This window comes from Psychrobacter nivimaris (genome assembly GCF_009812035.1).
Classification (GTDB): Bacteria; Pseudomonadota; Gammaproteobacteria; order Pseudomonadales; family Moraxellaceae; genus Psychrobacter; species Psychrobacter nivimaris.
On the sequence record NZ_VZIZ01000014.1, the window covers coordinates 84070 to 106631 of the forward strand.

A 22562-nucleotide genomic window follows, 5' to 3' on the forward strand; every position below is an offset into this window, starting at 1 on the left:
ACTACCACCAAAATACGTCAGACAGCACGAACGCATTTATTATAAAGACGCTAAGCTCTATTGGCTTGGTTTCTAATTATCGACAATTTTATATTGCTCGGTAATGCTAATAAAAGCAGCGTGGTGAACGGTTATCAGTGGTATGCATCAAGTTTGCTGAATTTACAGCAACTTATACTTACCAAGGATTCTTATGACTGACATCTTATCTGCAATCGCCGCTGAAAACGGCATCATCGAAAGCACTGACATTCCAAATACTGATAACAATACTCAAGCGGCTGCTACTGACGCCACTGAAGAAAACAAAATCACTTTTACTGATCTTGGCATTGCTAAGCCAATTCTTACTGCCCTTGATCGCAGTGGCTATACCAATCCAACCCCTATTCAAGAACAAGCCATTCCTTTTGCTCTAGCTGGTCGTGACCTTTTATTGTCAGCGCAAACGGGTAGTGGTAAAACAGCGGCTTTCGTTATCCCTGTACTTGACCGTTTGAGCCGTGCTACTAGCTTTGACAAACTAACCAAAGCACTTATCCTAACGCCAACGCGTGAACTTGCTCAGCAAGTACATGACAGCGTTCGCACTTATTCTAAAGATATGCGCGGTCTATTTTGTGTACCACTAGTTGGCGGCGCACCATACAACGGTCAGATCACTGCTTTGAAAAAGGGCGTTCAAGTAATCGTTGCAACTCCTGGTCGTCTACTTGACCATATCAATGCAGGTCGCGTTGATTTGTCAAACCTAGAAGTATTGGTACTTGACGAAGCTGACCGTATGCTAGACATGGGTTTTGCTGATGACATCAGTGACATCCTTCGTGCAGCGCCAATCGATCGTCAAACGATCATGTGTTCAGCAACTTGGGATGGCCCAGTAGGTAAAATCGCTGCCAGCTTCACTAAGAATCCTGAGCGCGTATCAATCAAAGTAGAATCTGCACACATCGAAGAAAAAGTGTACTACTGTGATGATTTTGATCACAAAAACCGTTTACTTGACAAAATCGTTTGCCAGCAAGATATGGAACAAATCATTATCTTTGCTGCTACCAAACGTAGCACTGAAAAACTGGCTAAGCAGCTACAAGAAGCGGGCCATAAAGCAAGCTTCCTACATGGTGACTTGCCACAGAGCAAACGTAACCGTATCGTTCAAGACTTGCGTAATGGTAAAGTAAAAATCCTAGTAGCGACTGACGTTGCTGCTCGTGGTCTAGATATCCCAGCTATCTCGCACGTTATCAACTATGACTTGCCGCGTCAGACTGAAGATTACGTCCATCGTATCGGTCGTTGTGGTCGTGCTGGTCGTACTGGTGTTGCTATCAGCCTATGTAGCATGGATGATCGTCCACAGCTTAACGCTATCAACCGTTATTTAGATCGCAAAATGGAAGTATGTGTTATCGAAGGTATGGAGCCTAAGAAAACTTACGTACCTAGCGAAAACAAAGGTAATGGTCGTGGCCGTGGTCGTGGTCGTTCTAACGGCGGTGGCGGTCAAGGCCGTGGTCGTTCAGGCGGTGGCTATGCTGGTAAATCTAGCGGTGGTGGTCAAGGTCGTGGTCGTTCAAGCGACAGTGCTCCAACTGGTCAACGTGCTAGCAACGACAGCGGTTATCAAGGTAAGCCACGTGACACGTCAGGCAAACCAAATGAGCGTTCAGGTGGCAAGCCGTATCAAGGCAAGCGCACTGGTGGCCCAAGCCGCGGTGATAGCAATGGCGTTCCACGCGGTGAGCGTGCTGCAACTGGTCGCGGTCGTCCAAGCGGCAGCCAAGGTCGTCCAGCTGGTCGTTCTGACAGCCGTGGCCAAGGTCGTCCAAACGGTGGCAACCGTGGTAACAACTCGTAATACAGCTATATTAGACGATTAAAATCATTTATTCATTAATCGTTAAAAGATAGCACTAAAAAAGCCAGATACTTGTTATCTGGCTTTTTTGCGTTTACCTGTTTTGTATTGCTCAATAATGGGCGTATGACGTTACGTGTCTAGCCATTACCTTGCTGCTCATCCTGTCAAATACTACTCAGCAAATCCTAGCTAATAGTTGATGGCTGCTTGCAGGAGTTTTTTGCCTTGTCTATACTGATTTACTTTTGCCCATTGTCACTCTTGGAGCGCCTTGATGCCAGCCACCTCAAATTTAGCAATTGATAATTTGCCATTAGCCTTTGGCATCATCATGGCCATTATTGGTCTGGTTTTTTATACCCAAGGCTTGCCAGGTAAGTTTTGGCGTCGGTTTTATGCTGTACTGCCTGGTATTGTACTTTGCTGCTTTATACCAGCCACTTTAAATAGCTTAGGCGTTTTTGCCGATGGCGTTGGTTCGCAGATTTATGGCTTTACTGCGACTTATTTGCTGCCAGCAAGTTTGTTGTTGATGACCCTATCTATGGATGTGCCCAAAATATTGGGCTTAGGCTGGAAAGCGATCGCGATGTTTTTTGCTGCAAGTATTGCCATTGTCATCAGTGGTCCAATCAGTTTGGGAGTCGCCAAGTGGATATCGCCTGCGATGTTTACCGATGATACGTTATGGCGTGGGTTCTCGGCAGTAGCGGGCAGCTGGATAGGCGGCGCGGCCAACCAAGCAGCGATGAAAGAGCTGTTTGGGGTCAGTGATGATTTGTTTGGTATGATGATTTTAGTCGATACGACCAATGCCTCACTGTGGCTGCTAGCTATCTTAGTAATGGCAAAACATAGCGACAAGATAGACCGTTTTTTGCGCGCTGATACCAGTAGTATTGATAAAGTGGTCAAAGCAGTCGAGAGCTATGAGCGTGATCATGCCCGCCCAGCAACTATTAACGATCTAATGGTGATGTTTGGCTTATGCTTTGCCATGGTCGGGGTCGCACACTTTGCCGGTGGCCAGATTGCAGAGTTCTTTGCGCCTTATAGTTGGGCCGTTCAATATAGCTTTGCCAGCTCGTTCTTTTGGATGGTAGTGATTATTACGGTAATAGGCGTTATATTTTCGTTTACTAAGATACGTAGGTTAGATCATGTTGGCGCGTCAAAAATCGGCACGGTATTTATCTTTGTATTAATCGCCGCGATCGGTATGCAAATCAATCTGGCAGGTATCGTCTCACAGTGGCGACTATTACTAATCGGTCTGTTATGGATGAGTATTCACGTCGTGATTATCTTTGCTGTCGCTCGACTCATTCGAGCACCGTTTTTCTTTTTGGCGGTTGGTTCTAATGCCAATACTGGCGGTGCATCGTCAGCACCGATTGTTGCTACGGCATTTCATCCATCGCTAGCACCAGTAGGAGTGTTTTTGGGTATTTTAGGTTACGCAGTAGGGACATTTGGTGGTTATATCAGCACGCAGTTGATGCGCTTGGTTGTATCTTAATACCTAAATTGCCAGCCTCTTAGCAACTTAATAGCATTTCTTGCTAAACAAAACCCGCCTTGATGCGGGTTTTTTATTATTAATGATTGGATGACTTGAGTTATCGTTTTGTCTATCTATGCTATTGATACGTAAGCCTAGCCACAGCCTTGCATAAGTACGTGTTAACCTTTCTGCTAATTAGGAATAAACAACGATTCATAGGAACAATAACGCTATGGCGAACCCAAAAAAATTAGAAGAAAAAACAAGTAAAACAAACACAGTAAAAAATGCCCTTTATAACCCTGATCAAGACAATATTCAGGTCAGAGGCGCGCGTGTACACAATTTGAAGAACGTTGATGTTGATTTACCTCGCAATGCTTTGGTGGTCTTTACCGGTATCTCAGGCTCAGGAAAGTCGTCATTAGCATTTGGTACGTTGTTTGCCGAGTCACAACGCCGCTATCTTGATTCGGTATCCCCTTATGCAAGACGGCTCATTGATCAGGTCGATGAGCCAGATGTTGATTCTATAGAGGGGTTGCCACCAGCTGTTGCCTTGCAGCAGCAGCGAGGTACGCCTTCAGTGCGCTCGTCTGTGGGTAGCGTAACGACGATATCCAATGGTCTGCGCATGTTGTACTCACGCGCAGGAGAGTATCCGGCAGGTCAAGGAATACTATATGCCGATGCATTCTCTCCCAATACGCCAGATGGTGCTTGCCCGACTTGTTCAGGTATTGGCCGCGTATTTGAAGTTACTGAAGAGTTGCTAGTGCCAGACAACACCAAGACCATCCGTGAGCGTGCGATTGCAGCATGGCCACCAGCGTGGCAAGGTCAAAACCTCAGCCGTATATTGACCACATTAGGCTATGATATCGATAAACCATGGCACACATTGCCGAAAAAAACACGCGACTGGATTTTGTTTACAGATGATACGCCGACGGTGCCTGTCTATCCTGAATACAACATTGAGCAAACGCGTGATGCGATTGAAAAGGGCGAAAAGCCAAACTACATGGGTACGTTTACCAGTGCCAAAAACTTCATTTTGCACTCTTTTGCCACCACTCAGAGCCCACGTACCAAAAAGCGTGTCTCGCAGTTTATGCAGATATCTGAGTGTCCAGAATGTCATGGTAAAAAACTAAAGAAAGAATCGCTATCGGTTAAGTTTGCAGGACTCGATATCGGAGAGCTATCACAGCTAACACTGACGGAAATGGCGCAGAAACTGGAAAAAACAGCGCGGACCAAGGTAGCCGATGAGACACCAAACCGCGAAAAAGCCATCGTCGCCCAGCGTATCGCCAGTGACATACTCTCTCGTGTTGAAGCGCTGACAAGGTTAGGGTTGGGCTATCTCTCGCTTGAGCGTACCACACCGACTCTCTCTCCTGGTGAATTACAGCGACTGCGTTTGGCCACTCAAATTCGCTCGCAATTGTTTGGCGTGGTATATGTCCTTGATGAGCCATCGGCAGGTCTGCATCCTGCTGATACTCAAGCATTGCTAGGTGCGTTGGATGAGCTGATTGCCACTGGTAATTCGGTGTTTGTCGTTGAGCATGATGTGAGTGTCATCAGACATGCCGACTGGGTAGTCGATGTCGGGCCAAAGGCAGGCACGCATGGCGGCGAGATTGTCTATAGTGGCCCTGTAGATGGACTTCGTAAAGTTACGCAGTCGCATACTGGTCAATATCTATTTGCCAATGCTACGTCTAACGCACAGTCAAAATCTAATACAAGGCAGCCAGCAGCATGGCTTAAGCTTGCCAATATTGAGCGAAATAACATAACAGGATTAGACGTTGAGTTTCCGCTTGGGGTGATGACCAGCGTCACAGGGGTCTCGGGCTCAGGCAAATCAAGTCTCGTCAGCCAAGCATTGGTAGAGCTTATCAATGAAGCGTTGGGGCAGAAGACAGTCACAGAAGCGCCTGTCGGTGAGGCGGACTTACTTGAGCAGGAGCTTGAGTCAGTAACTGGCGGTGAAATCATCGCTGGCATGGAGCACGTCCGTCGCCTTATTAATATCAATCAAAAAGCAATTGGACGTACACCGCGATCTAACTTGGCAACCTATACGGGTTTGTTTGACGATGTGCGCAAGCTGTTTGCAGCGACCAAGCAAGCAAAAGCGCAAGGCTATGATGCTGGCAGGTTCTCATTTAATACGACTAAAGGCCGCTGCCCAAATTGCGAAGGTTTAGGGTTTGTCAGTGTTGAATTATTATTCTTACCAAGCGTCTATGCACCTTGTCAGGTTTGTCATGGTCAACGTTATGATGAGGAAACACTAGCAATCACTTATCGAGACAAAAAAATCTCTGAAGTATTGAACTTAACGGTTGAAGCGGCTCATGAGTTTTTTGTTGATGAAGCACCTATTTTGCGTGCGTTAGAGGCATTACTACAGGTTGGACTTGGTTACTTACGTCTGGGTCAGCCTGCCACCGAATTATCAGGCGGCGAAGCACAGCGTATTAAACTTGCTACCGAGCTGCAACGCACGCAGCGAGGCGACACGCTATACATCTTAGATGAACCAACCACAGGTCTACACCCTGCTGATGTGTCCATGCTAATGACACAGTTAAATGGTCTTGTCGATGCGGGCAATACTGTCATCATGGTTGAACATGATATGCAGGTGGCAAGCAATAGCGACTGGATCATTGATATTGGGCCAGGGGCAGGGGATGCGGGCGGAATGATTGTCGCTCAAGGTACGCCATACGACGTTGCCCAATCAAAAGACAGTCGCACCGCACCATTCTTATCAGTCTAATGAAAATATAATTCTGCGCTAATATGCTTCACTTGAATGAGTATTAGAAATAGAATTTTTCTAATAATCATTTTTTATAAATATAAATAAATATCTATGCAGGTGTCTCTTGCTGCACTTGCAAACGCTCAATCCTATCTAGATAACTATGTCCCAATTCTGGCTCTGCCGAGGCTATCCAAGCGGCATATCCTGCCAGCGTATTTAAAGTCTCATCCGCGCGTAATTTGCCACCTGACTCTAGTTTATGAACGGCTGCACGCAACATTTTTTTGATTTGACGAGATACCCTGGGTACGCCTTGTCCATTGACCACCATGCCTGTCACTTGTTGCTGATTGCCTTTACGAATCACGCGCGTTTTATCATTATTCAACGCAAAACCTTCTTCGCGTAGTATCTTATGGACTGAGCCGAGCAGTTGCCCGATTAGCTTATTGTGCTGCGTATCGGCTTGTTTCTTTGCGATGCTGGTCGTGGCTTTAATCGTTGTTTTAGCCTTCGATTTGGGTTTGGTGTCTTCAATAGCGGGAACACTAAAGGTCAAGTCATCGGCGTAACGGCTATAACGTAGCCCCAACTTTTCTGCCAACCCTGTCAAGCGGCGATCAAGATTTAGGCAAACGATGTTTGTTAATGCAGGACTGGTAGGCGCGCCTTGTGGCAAGGCTCTATCACCTAATGCCACATAGTAGGTAACGCCATCTTGCTGCACCACTTGTCTGGGCGACTCCGTACAGAGTAATGCCAGTAATGTCGAAATTTGCTCTGGGTAGCCAGCATGACGAAAGACCCCTTTGACACGGCGCCAGCTCACGCTAGGAAAGAAATCTTTGACATCCAACTTAATAAGGAGCTCGCTGTTGCTATGTACTGCTGCGTTAGTCACGATAGATTTGCCACGTACAAAGCCATGGGCGGCACCATGTGTCGTTAAGTTATTCAAAATATTGTGCAAAATCCAGCGTTGCACAAACTTCAAACGTGGTATCGGCGACCATATTTGACGCGCTGTGCCATTGCGTTTGGCAATAGTAAAATGCGAATAAGACAGATTGGTGGCAACCTCTCTTTGATAGCACAATCCTTTTAACTGCGGGATGGTAAGGTTAACTGCTTCTGCTAACTCATTATGTTTACGCAGCAGTGGCAGTTTGTTTTCAATCAGCCGATTGGCCGCGTCTTTGATATCCCATTTATCGGTACTGGTATCGTCCGTCCAATATACTTTCCGGCCAAGATAAACCATGTGATGCGCTTTGTATGCTTGCCAAGCAGCCTTTTTGAGACTTTTTTCTTCAGCTGCTTCCTTTTTTAAGGCTTTTTTATAGCGATCCCGTTCTTTTGGGCTCATATTGTCGACAGGTTGACGCTCGACCATAAAGCCTTGACTGACTAGCTGCTGCTGAACATATTGGTAACGTCCGCCTGCCAGCTCAATATCTTGCCATAGTTGCTGCCACTGACGCTCAAAGGGCGTGGCATTAGGCACAGGGGTTATATAATCATTCTGCTGCTCTGTCTGCGTCGTCATACCTTACACCCCTTGGTTTTCGATAAAGCCTTTGGCTTCAAATCTGGCAATATGTTGTAAAAATGCGGCTTTGGCTTGAGCAGGCTGATTGAACACCAGCTGCTGGCGCGTATCCTTGTCACCTATTGTTTGTTCAATGGTAATCTTCTTATGGGCAATGGTGATGTAAACATAAGCAATAGCGGTCTCTTGTGCGGTTAACGCTTGTGTCTTATCGCTTGTAGTCGCGTGTATCTGAGCAGCTGGTTGGGCTAAGGCCGTTAAATCAAGCGTCGGTGCAGAAGGTAATGTCATCAACGAGCTATTGGATGCTACTTGTACGCTTTCTTTTTTATTCTTAGGCTGATTAAAGCGCTTACTCGGTACGCGTTTACTCAAGACACGAGTGTCATGCCAACTATCATTGCCCGTATTGTTTGGGTCGTATTGATTATATCTAAGTCGTAGCACAATAAGATGCGCGCACACGCCATGAGTGAGACGATGTTGCAAGTACTGCGGACAGCTACATTCCGCCTTGGTAACTAGCCCTTCATCGCCTAATTGCAGCTGGCTGTGATAAGTACGTCTGTCTTCTTCGACATGAATATCTGCACGAATAGTAATACCTTTGACAGCGACAGTCTCAACTGTGAATTTCTGCACAGCATCTGTACGGCCAATCAAATCAAAAGCCTGCTTTTCTGCTTCGTTGTGATAAGCGAACTGTGCCATATCAAGCGGCACTTGGCTCAAAGGTCTGTAGTGATACAGCTGCGTCGCTATCTCATAGCGAATTAAGCCTTGCTGAGTACCTGACAGTAACCACTGCTGTACTTGTGAGTGAGAAACAGGCACAGACGTTAATGAAGCATCTGCTGATAGCGACTTTACCAAATCTTCTAGCGTACTAGGGGTATTTTCCAGTGTCTTAATTAATACAGACAAGCCATTATGCTCATCGTTATTATCATTATTACTATCATCTAAGGTTGCTTTACTACTGTCTGATAACCCTTCAATAGCAGCTAATGTATTTTGCAGTGGGCGCTTTGGCAGTAACAAGTCAAAGTTTAACGACTGTGACCAATTGGCTTGGCTAAAGCCTGTCATGGCAAAGGTGAAATGAAAGCCTTGACCTTTTAGTGTCCAATAGCTTGGCATGCCTTGACCCAGTAGCGATACTGAAACGCTATCAGTATGTGGCAACAGACGTTTTAATAGGCTGAGACGACGGCGACCCCATAAGCGAATGAGCTTTGCTTGCTGACCTTGATAGGGCTTTTGCTGTTGGCTGACTTGGCTAGTAACAGTGATGTCAAACGGTTCTAATATAATCACCGGCAGCTGCTGAGGTCTAAGCTCAATTAATAGTCCACGGCGTTTGCCTTTGATATCAGCATGCATGCGCAGCTCAAACAACACGTTGTATAGCGCGATTGGATCGAGATGGATGGTGTCTTGTGGCAATTGACCTGCAGACTGTACTTGCAGAAGTGCTCTGACCCAGCTTTTGGGCACATTGATGCGCTTTTCTATGATCTGTTTTTTCACGGTGGGCGTGGTTACTGTACTATCAGTATCTGCTTCAGCGGTCTCTGGCATGGTTTCGAGTAATTGTAAACCGACCGCTTCATGACCAATGTCTAATATCGTTTGTTGATGATCGCGGATTTTCTCAATACCGTTAAACAATGCCGTACTGTAATCAATGCTTGTTGTGCCAAGGATAGCTTCGGCACTTTGCTCAAAAATCTCATTGGTCAAGGTCAGCTGAGCATAGCAGCCTTCATCACGGCTAAACACCTCAAAGCTAACACCTTGCTCATGCACCTGAATAATCGGGTCCAAAATACAAAAAGCCAGTGGGTCATTGTCGAACAACCACGTGAAATAATCACGCTGCGCAGTAAATAGGTTTTTATTGCTGCTAGCACGGCGCATCTGCATAAATACCGTATACGCTGAGCGGTCTTTTGGTACATAGCGATAATCACTACTCACCACATCAAACAGCGCTAGCAAACTGTCACGAAAGACAAGGGGAGATTTGACCTTACCGTGGAAGTTAACCTCCGATCGATTCAGCTGAGCAAATAGTGCCACATGCTGAGTGTGTTCGGTCGTTTGCGCCTCCGACAGTGAGTCTGACGATTCGTTAACTTGACTGATTTGGCTAGGTGCGGCGTAGTCCAACTGCATCATCAGGCCATCAGTGTTTGCCACTACTTCTGACTCTGTTTCTGATGCTTGGTCTAATTGATTATCTATAGTCATTGACTGTCTCCTTCACCCTGATTGCTTTTTTGACTGCTGTCCTGACTATACGCCAACGGACGCTTTTGCTGTGCTCGTATCATGGCACGTTGCCAGCGGCGTAGTACTTTATAAGCAAGCTTCTGAATGTCTGAATTTTCATGTGCCATGAGCATCGTCAGCCATTGTTCGATATTTGGATCATGTAGCTGTCCAAGCGCTTCGATAGCACGGATGCGAACCGTCATCTCCATGTTGTCATTACTTGCACAATGATAAAGTGCGTCAGCGTCTTTTGCTCTGATCCACTGTAGTAGCTGTTGGTTGATTGGTATCTCGGTAGACGAGCCGTTATGTTTTAGCGCATTGTTTTTCAGCGCATTCTTTACTACAGTTATTATGGATTTTTGGGTAGATGTACCGCTTTGTTCAATACGAGCAATCACAGTTCCTAGCAAGGATTGGTTGTCGTAAGTGAGCTGCGATTGAGTTGCTGTCGAGACAACGCTCAACGTTGGCACGATGCTTGATAGCATCTTATCTTCAGCGACAGGTCTAGCCAGCAATGCTAACAGCGCTTGCTGCCACCAACCGCTAACAGTCGTAGAGAGCAGTGGAATAGAGGTGATGGTCAATGGTTGACGAGCATCATTGAGCCACTCAAGCATTGCCGCGATCTGCTTGGCTGCTACTTTATCGACAGCACCTTTAGCAGTTTTGATGGACGCATGACGCATGATTAACCACACCAGTTGCGAGATGGTGGTGCGTACTTGCTCAACCATGCTAATCCACTGACTATTATTGATGGTCGTCGGACTGCGGTTGATGGTATCGATAAGCGTGTGCCATTGCTCGCTTGCAGTGTCAAAACGCTGCTGCAACATCGCAACCATCTCTTTATCAAGATAGCTGGTCGGATATTGGGTCAGATAGCACAGTCCAATATGCTGTGTCAGTATGTTACTACTGCTAATCAACGCGGTAAGCTGCGATGTTGGCATGTCTTGCTTGGCCATAATGGCATTTTGCAGTGCCATCAAGGTGTCGGCTGGTAAGTGCGCGCCATGCTGGGTGATAAATGCTGTCAGCTCATCGATGCTGCTATTATCAATGATACGCTTTAGGCTCAAACGCTCAGTTTCTTCTATAAAGTCAGTGTTATAGCTTTGAATGGCTGCCCAATCATAAGGGTAAACCTGCGATGCGAGGCTGCCCCAAGTTTTCTGTGCCGCAGTATAAGCCACCATAAGCACTGCACGGTCTAGGTTTCTCATCTTTAAGATATCTAAAATTAATGCTTTATTGGCATCGCTATCGTTCATCTGCAGTAGCCATACCGCATGCCTTTGTGGACGGAAGAATATGGCTTTATCGATATGAGTGCGGATATAGGTGCGAATTTGTTCCCAAGCAGGCGTTGTGTTGAGCCAGCGCAGTCCATTTAACCAATGGACAATGGCGGGATTGGTGAAATGGACGGCGGGGTCTGACAAGTGCGATCTTAATAGCTCAAAAATATGCGAACTATGCTCAAAGTCACCACCTTGTGCAAGGCGACCTAAGGCTTCGCTAGCCACGTCTTGTAAGTAGTGCTCGTCGTCCTCGGCCAGTTTGATTAACTTATCATAGGCTTTGTATAAGGTATGAACCTGTAAGTTTTTATCAGCATTGTCCGTAGGCGAGCTAGCATTAGGCGAATGAGTATTTTGATTTTGGTTGTTACTGTTGCCTAGCAACTCGCCAATGGCTAACACACTGCAGCTGCGGAATTCAGCATCAGGGTTATAATCGATCGTGGCCATCAAGATATTGACCCCATCAGCATGACCGCATTTAGCGAGTCCTTCAGCTGCGGCAAATTGCACATCGGCGTCTTTATTGCGTAGAGCGTTTTGTAATGAGGCAATGCTGCCGTGTCGTCTTTTGGCTCGATATGCCAGTGCCTCGACCAACTTAAAGGTATGGTTGGCTGGCATCTGCTCGTAGGCTAGCGCTAAAGCAGTATCAATGCGCGAGGATAAATCACTGTTGCCCGATTGTACCCATGCCAGTGACGGTAATAGCTGCGCGGCATGAGCATAATCACTATGATTCATAAGCGTGGTAAACAGTGACAACAAGACTTGCGAGTTTCTAGGGTGCTGACGTTGTAACCAACGGGTGTCTTCACGCTCGTCTAGGTAGTCGTCGACGTTTTGATCGTAACCGCTGATTTTTACTAAGGTATCAAATAAATATTTACGCTCTTCTTTATTTTTTTGCGGTGTGTGCTCAAACAGATTCTCTAAACGCTGTAGTAATGGCGCAGCCAGATGCGTGTTACGTAGGTCAGCGATATCTGAGTAGATAACTTGTTTGGGTTTGTTGATATGTGGATCATCAAGTAAGGCTAATAATCGTAAGTGCGCTTCATTGGCAACCTGTTCAGCAGTTGCAATATCAAAACTGCTCTCTAAACCACTTTCAAAGCTACCATCTAAAACATTCTTATGTATGAACTGGTACGATGTGAGTGCATCGATAAGCAAGTTCCAGCTACGGTAACTCTCATTACTGGCCTGAGCGTCTTCAGCAAAATCAAATAAACTATCAAATAGCGTGCTGTCCGCAAAGAGTACGTCATGAAACTCGACCAGTTGACTCAGTGCTTGATATTTTGCATTCCAATCATCACCCTTCACAGCCTGCAGCAAAAACGTCAGTTTGTCTTGACGCTGCACTGACGGCGACTGACTGTTTGCAAAAGGCGTGACAATGACTTGTTTCCACTCAGTAACGATCTGAGGCAGTAACGACTGACAATAAGTCTGTAGCCCAAGCAAGCTGGCTGGCAGATGGCCTAGTCGGCCTTTTAGCAGCTGATAGGTCTCTTCTGCTAAGGTGTGATTATTGGTTTTTAACAAATCAATGAGTTGTTGATCAGCGCTACTGATGACAGTCACTGTATCCGATGGTTTGCTTTGCTGCTGTACGGCATTGTTATTTACGGTATCTAGCAATAGATCCAAGCCGCGTTTGACCATATCACGGTAGGGCGTGCTCATGGCATAGTCAGCCAGCTTTTTGGCTGGCATGTCCAGCTCATACAAGCATGCCCAAGCCAGCTCACGAGTGTCAAAACTACTGTGGTTGAGTAGTGGTAACAACACGCGACTGGTACTGTCTCGCCAGTCCTCATCGTTATTAGTGTCAAACTCTGATGATTGAGTAGCAAGCCACATTAGCCCTCGAATGGCTTGGTCTGTGGTGCTGCTATTCGCATAATAATCATCGCCTGCGCGTATGACGCCAATCCAAGCGCCAAAGGCAAGAGACTGGTAAGGATAATGCAACTCAGAACTGTCTTGTTGTTCAGTAGGAGAGCTATCGACTGTTTGCGTATCGCCTGCTACATCATTAACAGTGGTCGTAACTGGGTGAGCACTTAACAAGGCCTGTAAACTGCGCTGCCATTTTTGTAATGTCTCAAAAACATCGTCCTCATCGTCATAGTAGTCATGGGCGAGTAATTCAGATAAGTTACAAATGACACTAATGGTTTGTGCGCGTACCAATGGCTGATGATGTCGACTGAGGTTGGCGAGCTGTTGTAAGTTTTCGGTACTGACGGTTGTCAGAATACTTGCTCGGATAGAGACCGTATTATGCGACTGTCCTTTAATACCACCTTTATCTGCCGTGTTTGGCATGGCATCCATCATCATTGTAATGACTTCAGAGTGAGCGGATAAAATACCGCCTAATTGACGTGACAAGTAATCACTTAGGTACTGCCACGTTGACGATAGTGCTTGCTGGTTATTGCGTTGTTGTACGTCATTCGGGTAACGAGCGAGTATGTTGGCGTAGACTACTGCCGTGTCATTATCAGCAAAGCTTAATGCTTCTATCAGTCGATCGGGCCTGACAGTGCTAGTAGCGGTCTTTTCAGGAGCTTGCCTGCCACCTTGCAAGCCATTCTGTAAATCATCAAATATCAATAACAGTCTGGCTGCTACTGCATAGGACTCTGACTCAAACAAAGGCTGTAATTGTCGTGCATGTGTAATACCTAAACCGTGCTGCGCTTGTAGCCAATGCGTAGGGGTCATCGGTGCAATAAGCGTACTAAGATTGTCTGTTTCGTCTCTTATGTCATGAGTAAGGAAGTACTGCCCGCGAGCATCACCTAAAATAGCCAAACATAAACTGGCTGATTGACTGATAATGGCGCGCTCATCTTTTTGCCATTTCACCAGTAGATCAATGTCCTCAAAAGAAACTATCTGCGTAAGTGTTGGAGCAAGTGATTTAAAATCGGCGTCAGGGTGGTTTAAATATTTATCGTACCAGTTAAGCGCGTTGTATGTTGAGGGATAAGCTAGCTTTGATAAACCAAATAATGCTTGGCCTACATGACTGTACCACTGAGTATATGTTTCACTTTTTTTGTCCTGAGAGGGTATTGGTAGATCTAAGTAATGCTTAAAGACTTGGTACGCTTGCTCATCACTTCGCTTTGCCTGTTCTTCGTCAGCATATAAACGAGATTGGCTGGCCAGTAGTTGAGCGACTGTCAGCTGAATGTCAGGATAAGGGCTGTTTAAGGCTGCGGTAATCAATGCTTCATGATGATTCGATTGATCATCGGTGCTACTATCATCTAGGCTACTGTGATCGGCTAAAATAGTAGGCTGTAAGTCTGTTAGTGCCAAAGCGACCGTCAAAGCTTGTTTACGCAGCTCAATACTGTCATCAGCGAACATAACCACGAGAGCTGGCATCAGTTGTGTCAGCTGAGTCGTATTCGCTCTGGCTTGCACTGTCGTAAGGGCCAGTTGCTTGGTATCCGCATAAGGGCTGGCAAGTGCGTTTAACATTACGTCAGCAAACCCTAAATGCTTGCTTTGTTTGAGTGCGATGTCAAAGGCTTGTTTGCGAATAGCGGCAAACGTATCTGCAAAAAACAAGGTTAAGACAGCTTGATTAGTCTTTTGGTGATTCGTTTCTTCAATTTTATTTGTTTTATGCTTCGAATTCATCGCTAGCAACAGTCGTTGCCATTCTTCTATCGCCACTTGATGCACATCTTCAAAGAGGCTCTGCTGCAATAGCTCAATGATGTCAACGATGGCGCTGTCAGAAACGTTTTTAGAAATAGTGTCAGATGACTGCTTAAATTGGCGGTTTAATAGAACTTTAACCACTTCTAACCGAATGCTGGTAAAAGGATTATTCAATGCCTGTAGCAATATGTCTGTCATCTCTGACGACATCTGAGCGCTTTTATCACTGCTATTATCACCACTATTTGAGCTATCTGGTGCAACATGCTTTAAAAACAGCGCTAAAGACTGCTCGTGAATGTCTTGATGTTTAGAAGCAAAACCCGTCGCTGCCCAAGACAATGCATTGTCTGCCAATTTGCCATAGGCTTGCATAGCCACTTGTCGCACGCCAGCGTCTTTATCGTCTAGTAATGTCGATAGGACTGCTTTGGCGTCTTCTATATTTAAATGACCAAGCGCGGTGGCGACACCAGCACGGATGATGGCACTGTCTTCATGGCTCATCAGACTAATCAGAGTACCAAACGCACGTTTGTCTTGTAGGCAAGCCAGCGCATAAGCCGCTCGGAAACTGATATCTTCGTGACTATTGCTTAAGCTTTGTAATAAGGGCTCTAACGTGTCATTGCCTAGCTTTATGGATTCAGCAGTAGGCTTCTTGGATTTGGCCGTTTTAGCCTTATTTTTAGACTTAGATGCTTGGGTACTATCTGCTTGCGAGATAAAATCTTGCGTGGACAAGGTTAAACGGATCGCCTCATCGGATTGTTTAACATTATTATTCGCCGCTGTACTAGCGTTATCTAGTAGCGTGCCGCGTAGTAAGCGAAAGTCATCAAAATCAGTCAGGGTACGCAATGTTTGCGTGTCGCCTTGCTGTTTTAACGCCTCTATCAACTTGGGTTGAGACAGTAATGAGACATAAAATGCCGTTTGCCTAATCTCTGTATTACGATGGTTCTGTAGCAGCATCAACTGACGCGAGACTTCAAGATGGTTTAGCATGCCGCGCTGATACAGACGAATTAACCCTGATTGGACAATGTCTGATTGATTGCAGTCTAATGCCATCAAATCTGCTTGAGGACTGTGCTCTGGCAACAGTGTCTCAAGTGAGGCCAATGCTTGCTTACGAATATTCGCAAAACTGTGTGACAACGCCTCTCTTAAAATAGGTAAGATGCGGCGCTTGCTCGTGGCATCCTTCATCGCGACCTTTAGGTAACCTTGTAACGCAGAAGCCACCACTTCTTCGTAGTAACGGTTTTTAAAGGCTTCTTCTAGATAATGCAGCGGGCGCTTCGCCGTACTTGCGCGGTCGGCCAAGGCATGAAAAGCAGCAAGACGTACTTTTGCACTGTGCGCCGAGCTTAGTTGCTGCTCTAAAACCTGGGCAGTTTTATCAAGATTAGTAGTAGCAATCCACTGTACCAATTGCAATGCTTGGTTGGCCGTGAGTGTGTCGCTATCAGCAAGTAATTTTTTAACCAGCTCTAACGTTTGGTTATCTGCTTGCGCCTGTAGCAGCGCTAGGCCTTCTTTAAACGACACATTGTTATTGTTTGAGGTATCTGTCAGTAACTGGCCGATTTTCTGATAGCCGTCTTTGATGATATAAGTAACTGGCAGCAGCTTACTGTTTTGTGCCGTACTATTTTGTGAGGTGCTACTCTGTGACGAACTTCTAGTATGGTCAATAGGTATGAAACGTAGGCTCTGATCGGCACTGACTACGATGAGCATTGGTTGCTCAGCGTAAGAAGATAAGACGATCTGTCGAGCCTTGGTTAGATCCTCTTTACAGCTGTTTGGTTGACCTTTATCAAATGCCCACGATTTAACACTCTTGTCATCTGCTGCGGTAAATAACCGTGTGTCTGAGACACAAAGCGCCGTGATCATTTCACTGTGTTGGCTAGACTTGGCTCTATCAATAGGGTGCAGGTCGCCTTGGACATGAGTACGGTACAAGCACTTATCTGCACCTGCTGAGAAGAAGTATTGACCGACCGGCTCAAAACAAAGCGCGTTCACTTTACCTTGATGGAGCTGTTTGCGGCTACTTAGATTAAGCTGAGCACCATCTGATGCCCATTGATAGCTACTAACATCTCCTGCTTTATCTGCCACCACGAGCCACGAGCCATCACTTGACGTTGTTAGCGCGGTTAATGCAGGCTCCTTACTTGATACTGCTATAGAAGACGAATAAGGTTCAATGATGACAGTACTGCTGGCTTGGCTTTCCTGATAAGGCCATACTACGATATGTTTTGGGTATAGAATAGCCAACGCATATTGTAGTGGTGCCATTGCTACAGCATGGCCTATAGCATTGTTGTTATTTTTAGGTGCATCGAGCAAGGATTTGGCACTGGTCTTCTTAACTTTCTTGGCTTGCCAATCCGTTTGATAAAGATGACCATCATCACCAATCATAATAATAGTGCTGTCATCTATTTTGGTGATGGCTTGCATCGCACAAGGCAGCACAGTTGTCGATAAGCTAAATTGTTCACCTTGTTGATCAAGGACGTATAAGACCGTAGCAGATGCTTGCTGCTGGCGAGTAATAAAAAGACTGCGCCCATCTTGCTTGGTTGTCTTTTGAGTTGCCGCTTGGGTACTGTTGGCCTTACTGACTAAGCCCATAATTTGACCCCAATAGGGGAGTGTTATTGTTTTCATGGTGTTATCTCAGTTGAGGTGACGTCATATTTTTTTGAGTATCTTTTTTTGAATATAAAAGCTTGCTAGTAGCTATTTATCTATATCTGTTTGCCAAAGCCGTTAAGCCGATGCCACTGGCTGCAGATTTTTAGATAGCTCAGGATAGCGATGCAATAGCCGCGTGACGGCAACCAAACACGCATGACGCTCCATCTTGCCTGCCGAGTGCGTAAAGGTGAATAGTGTTGGCATAATGAGCGCTGCAAAGGTGCTGTCAGCCAATGCCACATCACGAAAAGTCTCAATCAAAGCCAATTTGGCACGACTCGCAGATATGGGTTTTAGCGTGATATTGCTATCTGACTCAGTTGCCTCATATGACTGTGATGATGCTGATCTTTTATCTGAGTAGCGTTGTTGTTTATGCTTACTGCTGTCACTAGCAGCCGGCTCTTGCGAACCGCCTAGACGGCCAGGTGGTAGCTCAAAAAGACCACGGCGTAGCAGCATTAGTAGCTGATCGATTTCTGCAGGCAAGCGTGCCAAACATCTATCTGACTGCTCTGTTATGACTGGTTGATTACTGCTGTCTGTATTTTTGACAACATCTTTATCGGTGCTGGTTGGTTGCCAGTTTGGGGATACGTGACGCGCCTTATAGTGTTTCCATAGCATGGTCACGGCGGCATAACGTACTTCTCGGTCTGTGCTTTGGGTTAATCGATATAAAGACTGCACATCTTGGAAATTGGCATGACGCTGCAGTAAGGTGATACCGATTTGGCGAGCGACTCGCGCTTTGCTTTCAATCAACGTATTCAACATGCCAGCATTCAATTGTGCTGACTGAACGTGATAATGTCGATTGGCAACGGATGGCTTATCCAATAGCGCACGCTTTAGCAGTTGCGTGACCTCAGTATAGGGAGATTCTGCCATCATCAGCCATAGGGCTGGCGTCGGTTGCCATGTCGCCATCTCATACTCACTCAGTAATAAGCCAAATGCTCGCAGCTGGCTGTTACGGTGTTGCAACAAAGGAATGACACGCTCCGCATCAAAAAACGAAGAAGGAACAATCGCATCAGGATCGACAGGTCTGTCTGTCAGTGCCATACAGATCTGTTCATGATGATGACTAAGGTAGCTGATCGCAAGCTCACTGATGGGTGCAGTGGCGTCATCTGTTGCCATATGCCACAGTGCATTGGCACCTGCAAAAGTATCGTCTTCAGACACCTCTCTCGATTGACCACTCAGCATCTGTAAAAATGCAGTTTCGGAAATAATCTTTAGCGGCGCACCATCGGCGATTAAGCTTTCGGCTTTCACTTGCTTGCCACCTTTACGGCCATTGCCATATAACGGTGAACCATCATCACCGATGACTAGATAATCCAACTTGCCATTAACAGCACCACTGATGGCACCATTAGCTGCTTTCACAACTTTTTCGGCCTCGCCACGAGTCATGCTTTGCATCTTGCCCGTGAATAAATAGCATTGGCCGGTTAAATCTACTTCAGTAGCAGCGTCGCTACTCGAGTCTTGATTGTCAGTGCTGTTACTGGAAGCATTGTCAGTAGAGTCGCCTTCATTGCTGTCGAGATATGCGATAAAGTCGGCAGGCAAGAACCCTTTGTTAATGCGTTCAATCGCAAATTCACGATAGAGTGCTTGTTCGCTATGCGCAAGGTTCATAAGCCAGTCGAAACCTAAATCTATCGGCGCAAACCGACGCACATCAGATAGCCAATTCCTCACGTTTTCTGCTAAGTACTCATCAAAGGCCAAGTGCTTTTGCCAGTTTTTAATAGGAGTGTCAGCAGATTTTAATTGTTCAACATATTCACTCACTTGCCAATCAGGCTCATAGGCAAGTGCATGCCAATAGCTCATATCAAGCGTCGCGGCTGACAGTATATCTTCATCAAACCAATCGGTAATAGTCGATTGTGATAGTGGATGTAATAGCAGTGTTTGCCATACTGCCGCATTTACTTGGCTCAAATCCAAACGTCTGAGCTGGTCCAACGTAAAGTCCATGCAGTAGCTGTCATTGCAATCACTAGCATTGTAGTAACTACCATTATGAGCAGAGAAGTCCTGTTGCTCTGGTATGTCAAGCTGCTGGGCAACGCTAATAAAGTATTCAGTCCCTAGCTCTTTGGCACTATAAAGCTCAGGCAGTTTTTTTATCGCAAACTTTACGCTGTGTGTTCTACCGCTAGTCAGTCGTTCAAAAAACCACTCAGGGGTCAAATCGCGCCTTGTAAAGTGTTTGCTAAGTTGTTTGCTCGCGGTTTGATAGTGATGCTCTGTGTCTAATAGCTGACCCCAACCGTTGACACCGATATAAGCAACAGGATCACGACTTAAGATATTGTTGATAGCAAATGCTCTAACAGGCTCATAATCTGACATTGCCAGTAGCATCAGTTCAGTGAGCGATAAGTCTTGAGCGTAGCTTTTGGCATAGCCAATCGCATATTGATAGGCGGCAGGATAGTGTGAATGGAGTAGCTGCAGTACCACTTGATGCAAGCCCAATGTTTGAAATTTAGACTTTTCAAAATGCGGTGAGTTTTCCAATAGCCAAACTATCATCTCATCACGCGCTTTGCTGTGCGCTTGTCCGGCAGATAAATATTGTAGCGTCTCACCACTCACATCACGTAATTGGGTCTTAAAGTCGTGTTTTAGGCTATCGGTTGCGAACTGTCTGATAGCCTCGTTTTTGGCGATAGCCAATAGCTGGATAAGTGGTTCTGGGTCTCGTTGCCACGCCTCAGAGAACGCGCGACCTTTAGCATCAAAAAGCTTGCGAGGTGAGCGGCTGCTAAATCGATTGACGCCATAATCAAGGCTGTTATGGAAGCAGATATGATTGAGTACCCAGCTGTTTGTTTGTTCAAGGCTGCCTGCCGTCATGGCTGCGTCATAGCTGGCGAGTACAGAGACGGCAGCATCAATATAGCCAATTGGCATTTGCTGTCCCAGTTGACGCAAATAACGCCATGCTCTAAGGCTCATATAGGTTTTTGTAGCTAGGCTGACCGCAGAGTTGGCGGTTTGATTAAAACGCTGCAAATCAATCTTGGCAGCTATTTGTCCAAAAATCTCATAATCTTGAGAAAATTCAGCTTGTTTATAAATACACTTTAAACCCTTCCACACACCATAGCTGACTGGCAAAGCTGTAATGGCTTGTTTTAAGATGGCTCTAGAATACGCGCTGCCATCTTCCCACAGTGCGGTCAGTATTATGTGGATTTTGTAGCGATCTGGGAGGGGGTAAACGCCTTCGTTTGCTTCCAGTTTGACAATCATTGCCACGCGCTCTGCAAACTGTACTTCGGGGTGTTGCTCCCGAAACTGATGACTAAATATCTTATCTAAAAACCGATCAAAAGTAAGCTCATGCTCAGGGATGGGTGTTTCAGGAATCGCAACAGCTTGAGTTGCCAATGTACATAATTTATCGACCAAACTTGGATCTTGGACTTGCCAAGCTTGCTGAATTTGTGAAAATGACAGACTCATAGAAATTTGCCTTAATTTCTATTTTGTCAGTGCGCGTAATTTTGTAGCACCATAAAAGCGCGTTTCACAGAAAATATCAAGGACTTTTGTAAGGAAATATATGGTCTGCGACATATAGCGTCGCGCACGATTTTATTTGCAATTATATATTGACAATAATAACTGTTATGAGGCAAACTTAACGAGTTGTGAGATTTAGCGTTTCACCGTTTACGGTGAGGGGCGACGTTGCGTCGTCCACGAGTCAAGCCATTACATTTTACCCAAGGAAGACTGTTTCAGTCCTGCTAATACCTAGATAAAGGCCCTAGTGCATTAGCTCAATCACGATTGCGTGATTGCGCCAGCGAGCTAATGACACTAGGGCCTTTATCTAGGTGCAGTCCAGTGAGTCTTCCATGTACCAGGTCATGAGGTAGATTACACAACAATTGAGTGTGACATCATTATGATGGCATTCAAGGCCTTTAAAGCAAAACCGGAGTAGGGCTGTTTATTCAGCGCTACTCCGGTTTTTTATTGCCTGATTATTAGTTGATAATAAAAAAGCCCTTTGTCTATCACAAAGGGCTTTTTAGTGCAGAAAATATGATTTTATACGGAGCTATTTATCCCCAATAACCATCAGGACATTTAGGCAATTCAACTAACGTGCGACGTAACGCATCTGACCACTGATGACGAATCGTATTAAAGTACTCATCACGCTCATCAATACGTCGGCCGTTGGGCAGAGCTAGGCTGTCATTGTCATAAAGTACAAAATCTATCGGCATACCGACTGATAGATTTGAGTGAATCGTAGAATCAAATGACAGCATCAGCGCACGTGCCGCGTGTCTTACATCCGTGTTGTAGCTGACAGAACGATCCAAAATAGGTTTGCCATATTTGCTTTCACCTAACTGAAAGAAGGGCGTATCTTCAGTGGCTTTGATGCAATTGCCTTCAGGATAAATCAGGTATAGCTCAGGTGGCTGTCCTTTTATTTGACCACCAAGCATAAACGAGCTGGTAAATGCACCATCGCGAGTAGAGTTAGCGACTGCTTTTGCATGGTTCATAACATCACGCATACATTCACCAACCATTTGCGCGGCATCAAACAACGTCGCTACTGTATTGAGGTTACTCTCAGCACGCTGGTCAATGTCGCTTTGTAGTTTATTGAACACTGCCTGCGATGTCGCTAAGCTACCAGCTGTCTGTAGCACCATAAAGCGCTCGCCTTCAACGCCGTATTGATACAACTTTCTGAATGTCGATATGTGATCAACACCGGCATTCGTGCGCGTGTCACTGGCAAAGACCATACCGTCTTTTAGACGAATGGCAGCACAATAAGTCATAAAATACCC

General features: G+C 45.7%; 8 protein-coding genes. 3 read left to right on the forward strand and 5 right to left on the reverse strand.

Translation table 11 applies throughout. The annotated features are described in order from the left end of the window. Positions 1 to 193: 193 nt before the first annotated feature. The 3 genes from csdA to uvrA all read left to right on the forward strand — a co-directional run bounded on the left by csdA (position 194) and on the right by uvrA (position 6171). Positions 194 to 1864: a DEAD/DEAH box helicase CsdA gene (csdA, locus tag FQV37_RS06335; protein ID WP_160021723.1), complete on the forward strand. Its 1671-nt coding sequence runs from the start codon at positions 194 to 196 to the stop codon at positions 1862 to 1864. A gap of 277 nt (positions 1865 to 2141) precedes the next feature. After that, the gene (locus FQV37_RS06340) at positions 2142 to 3386 is read left to right on the forward strand and encodes a DUF819 family protein (RefSeq protein ID WP_160021724.1); all 1245 of its coding nucleotides are present in this window, start codon (positions 2142 to 2144) and stop codon (positions 3384 to 3386) included. Positions 3387 to 3603: 217 nt separating this feature from the next. Next, a complete protein-coding gene (gene uvrA, locus FQV37_RS06345) occupies positions 3604 to 6171 on the forward strand; it encodes an excinuclease ABC subunit UvrA (protein WP_160021725.1) in 2568 nt (855 codons plus the stop codon). Between the two features lie 94 nt (positions 6172 to 6265). On the opposite strand, the gene FQV37_RS06350 is transcribed toward uvrA, so the two are convergent. From FQV37_RS06350 to FQV37_RS06370, 5 genes are all read right to left on the reverse strand, one after another. Further along, positions 6266 to 7705, reverse strand: a complete 1440-nt coding sequence (locus FQV37_RS06350) for a reverse transcriptase family protein (protein WP_160021726.1) — start codon at positions 7703 to 7705, stop codon at positions 6266 to 6268. A gap of 3 nt (positions 7706 to 7708) precedes the next feature. Continuing rightward, positions 7709 to 9961 (reverse strand): hypothetical protein, encoded by a 2253-nt coding sequence (locus tag FQV37_RS06355; RefSeq protein ID WP_160021727.1) that lies wholly within the window; start codon positions 9959 to 9961, stop codon positions 7709 to 7711. Continuing rightward, positions 9958 to 17679, reverse strand: coding sequence for a HEAT repeat domain-containing protein (locus FQV37_RS06360; protein ID WP_160021728.1), 7722 nt, complete (start codon positions 17677 to 17679; stop codon positions 9958 to 9960). The genes FQV37_RS06355 and FQV37_RS06360 overlap by 4 nt, the downstream gene beginning before the upstream one ends. Positions 17680 to 17781: 102 nt before the next feature. Continuing rightward, entirely contained in the window at positions 17782 to 21204 is a 3423-nt protein-coding gene (locus FQV37_RS06365; protein WP_160021729.1) for a BRCT domain-containing protein, read from the reverse strand. Between the two features lie 608 nt (positions 21205 to 21812). After that, on the reverse strand, positions 21813 to 22553 hold the full coding sequence (locus tag FQV37_RS06370) for a proteasome-type protease (protein WP_160021730.1): 741 nt from the start codon (positions 22551 to 22553) through the stop codon (positions 21813 to 21815). Between the last annotated feature and the right edge of the window lie 9 nt (positions 22554 to 22562).

Bases quoted from the DNA above. Each gene is read 5' to 3' on its own strand.
- FQV37_RS06360 (WP_160021728.1), bottom strand. From the start codon at position 17,679: ATGAAAACAATAACACTCCCCTATTGGGGTCAAATTATGGGCTTAGTC.
- FQV37_RS06355 (WP_160021727.1), bottom strand. From the start codon at position 9,961: ATGACTATAGATAATCAATTAGACCAAGCATCAGAAACAGAGTCAGAA.
- uvrA (WP_160021725.1), top strand. From the start codon at position 3,604: ATGGCGAACCCAAAAAAATTAGAAGAAAAAACAAGTAAAACAAACACA.
- FQV37_RS06365 (WP_160021729.1), bottom strand. From the start codon at position 21,204: ATGAGTCTGTCATTTTCACAAATTCAGCAAGCTTGGCAAGTCCAAGAT.
- FQV37_RS06350 (WP_160021726.1), bottom strand. From the start codon at position 7,705: ATGACGACGCAGACAGAGCAGCAGAATGATTATATAACCCCTGTGCCT.
- csdA (WP_160021723.1), top strand. From the start codon at position 194: ATGACTGACATCTTATCTGCAATCGCCGCTGAAAACGGCATCATCGAA.
- FQV37_RS06370 (WP_160021730.1), bottom strand. From the start codon at position 22,553: ATGACTTATTGTGCTGCCATTCGTCTAAAAGACGGTATGGTCTTTGCC.
- FQV37_RS06340 (WP_160021724.1), top strand. From the start codon at position 2,142: ATGCCAGCCACCTCAAATTTAGCAATTGATAATTTGCCATTAGCCTTT.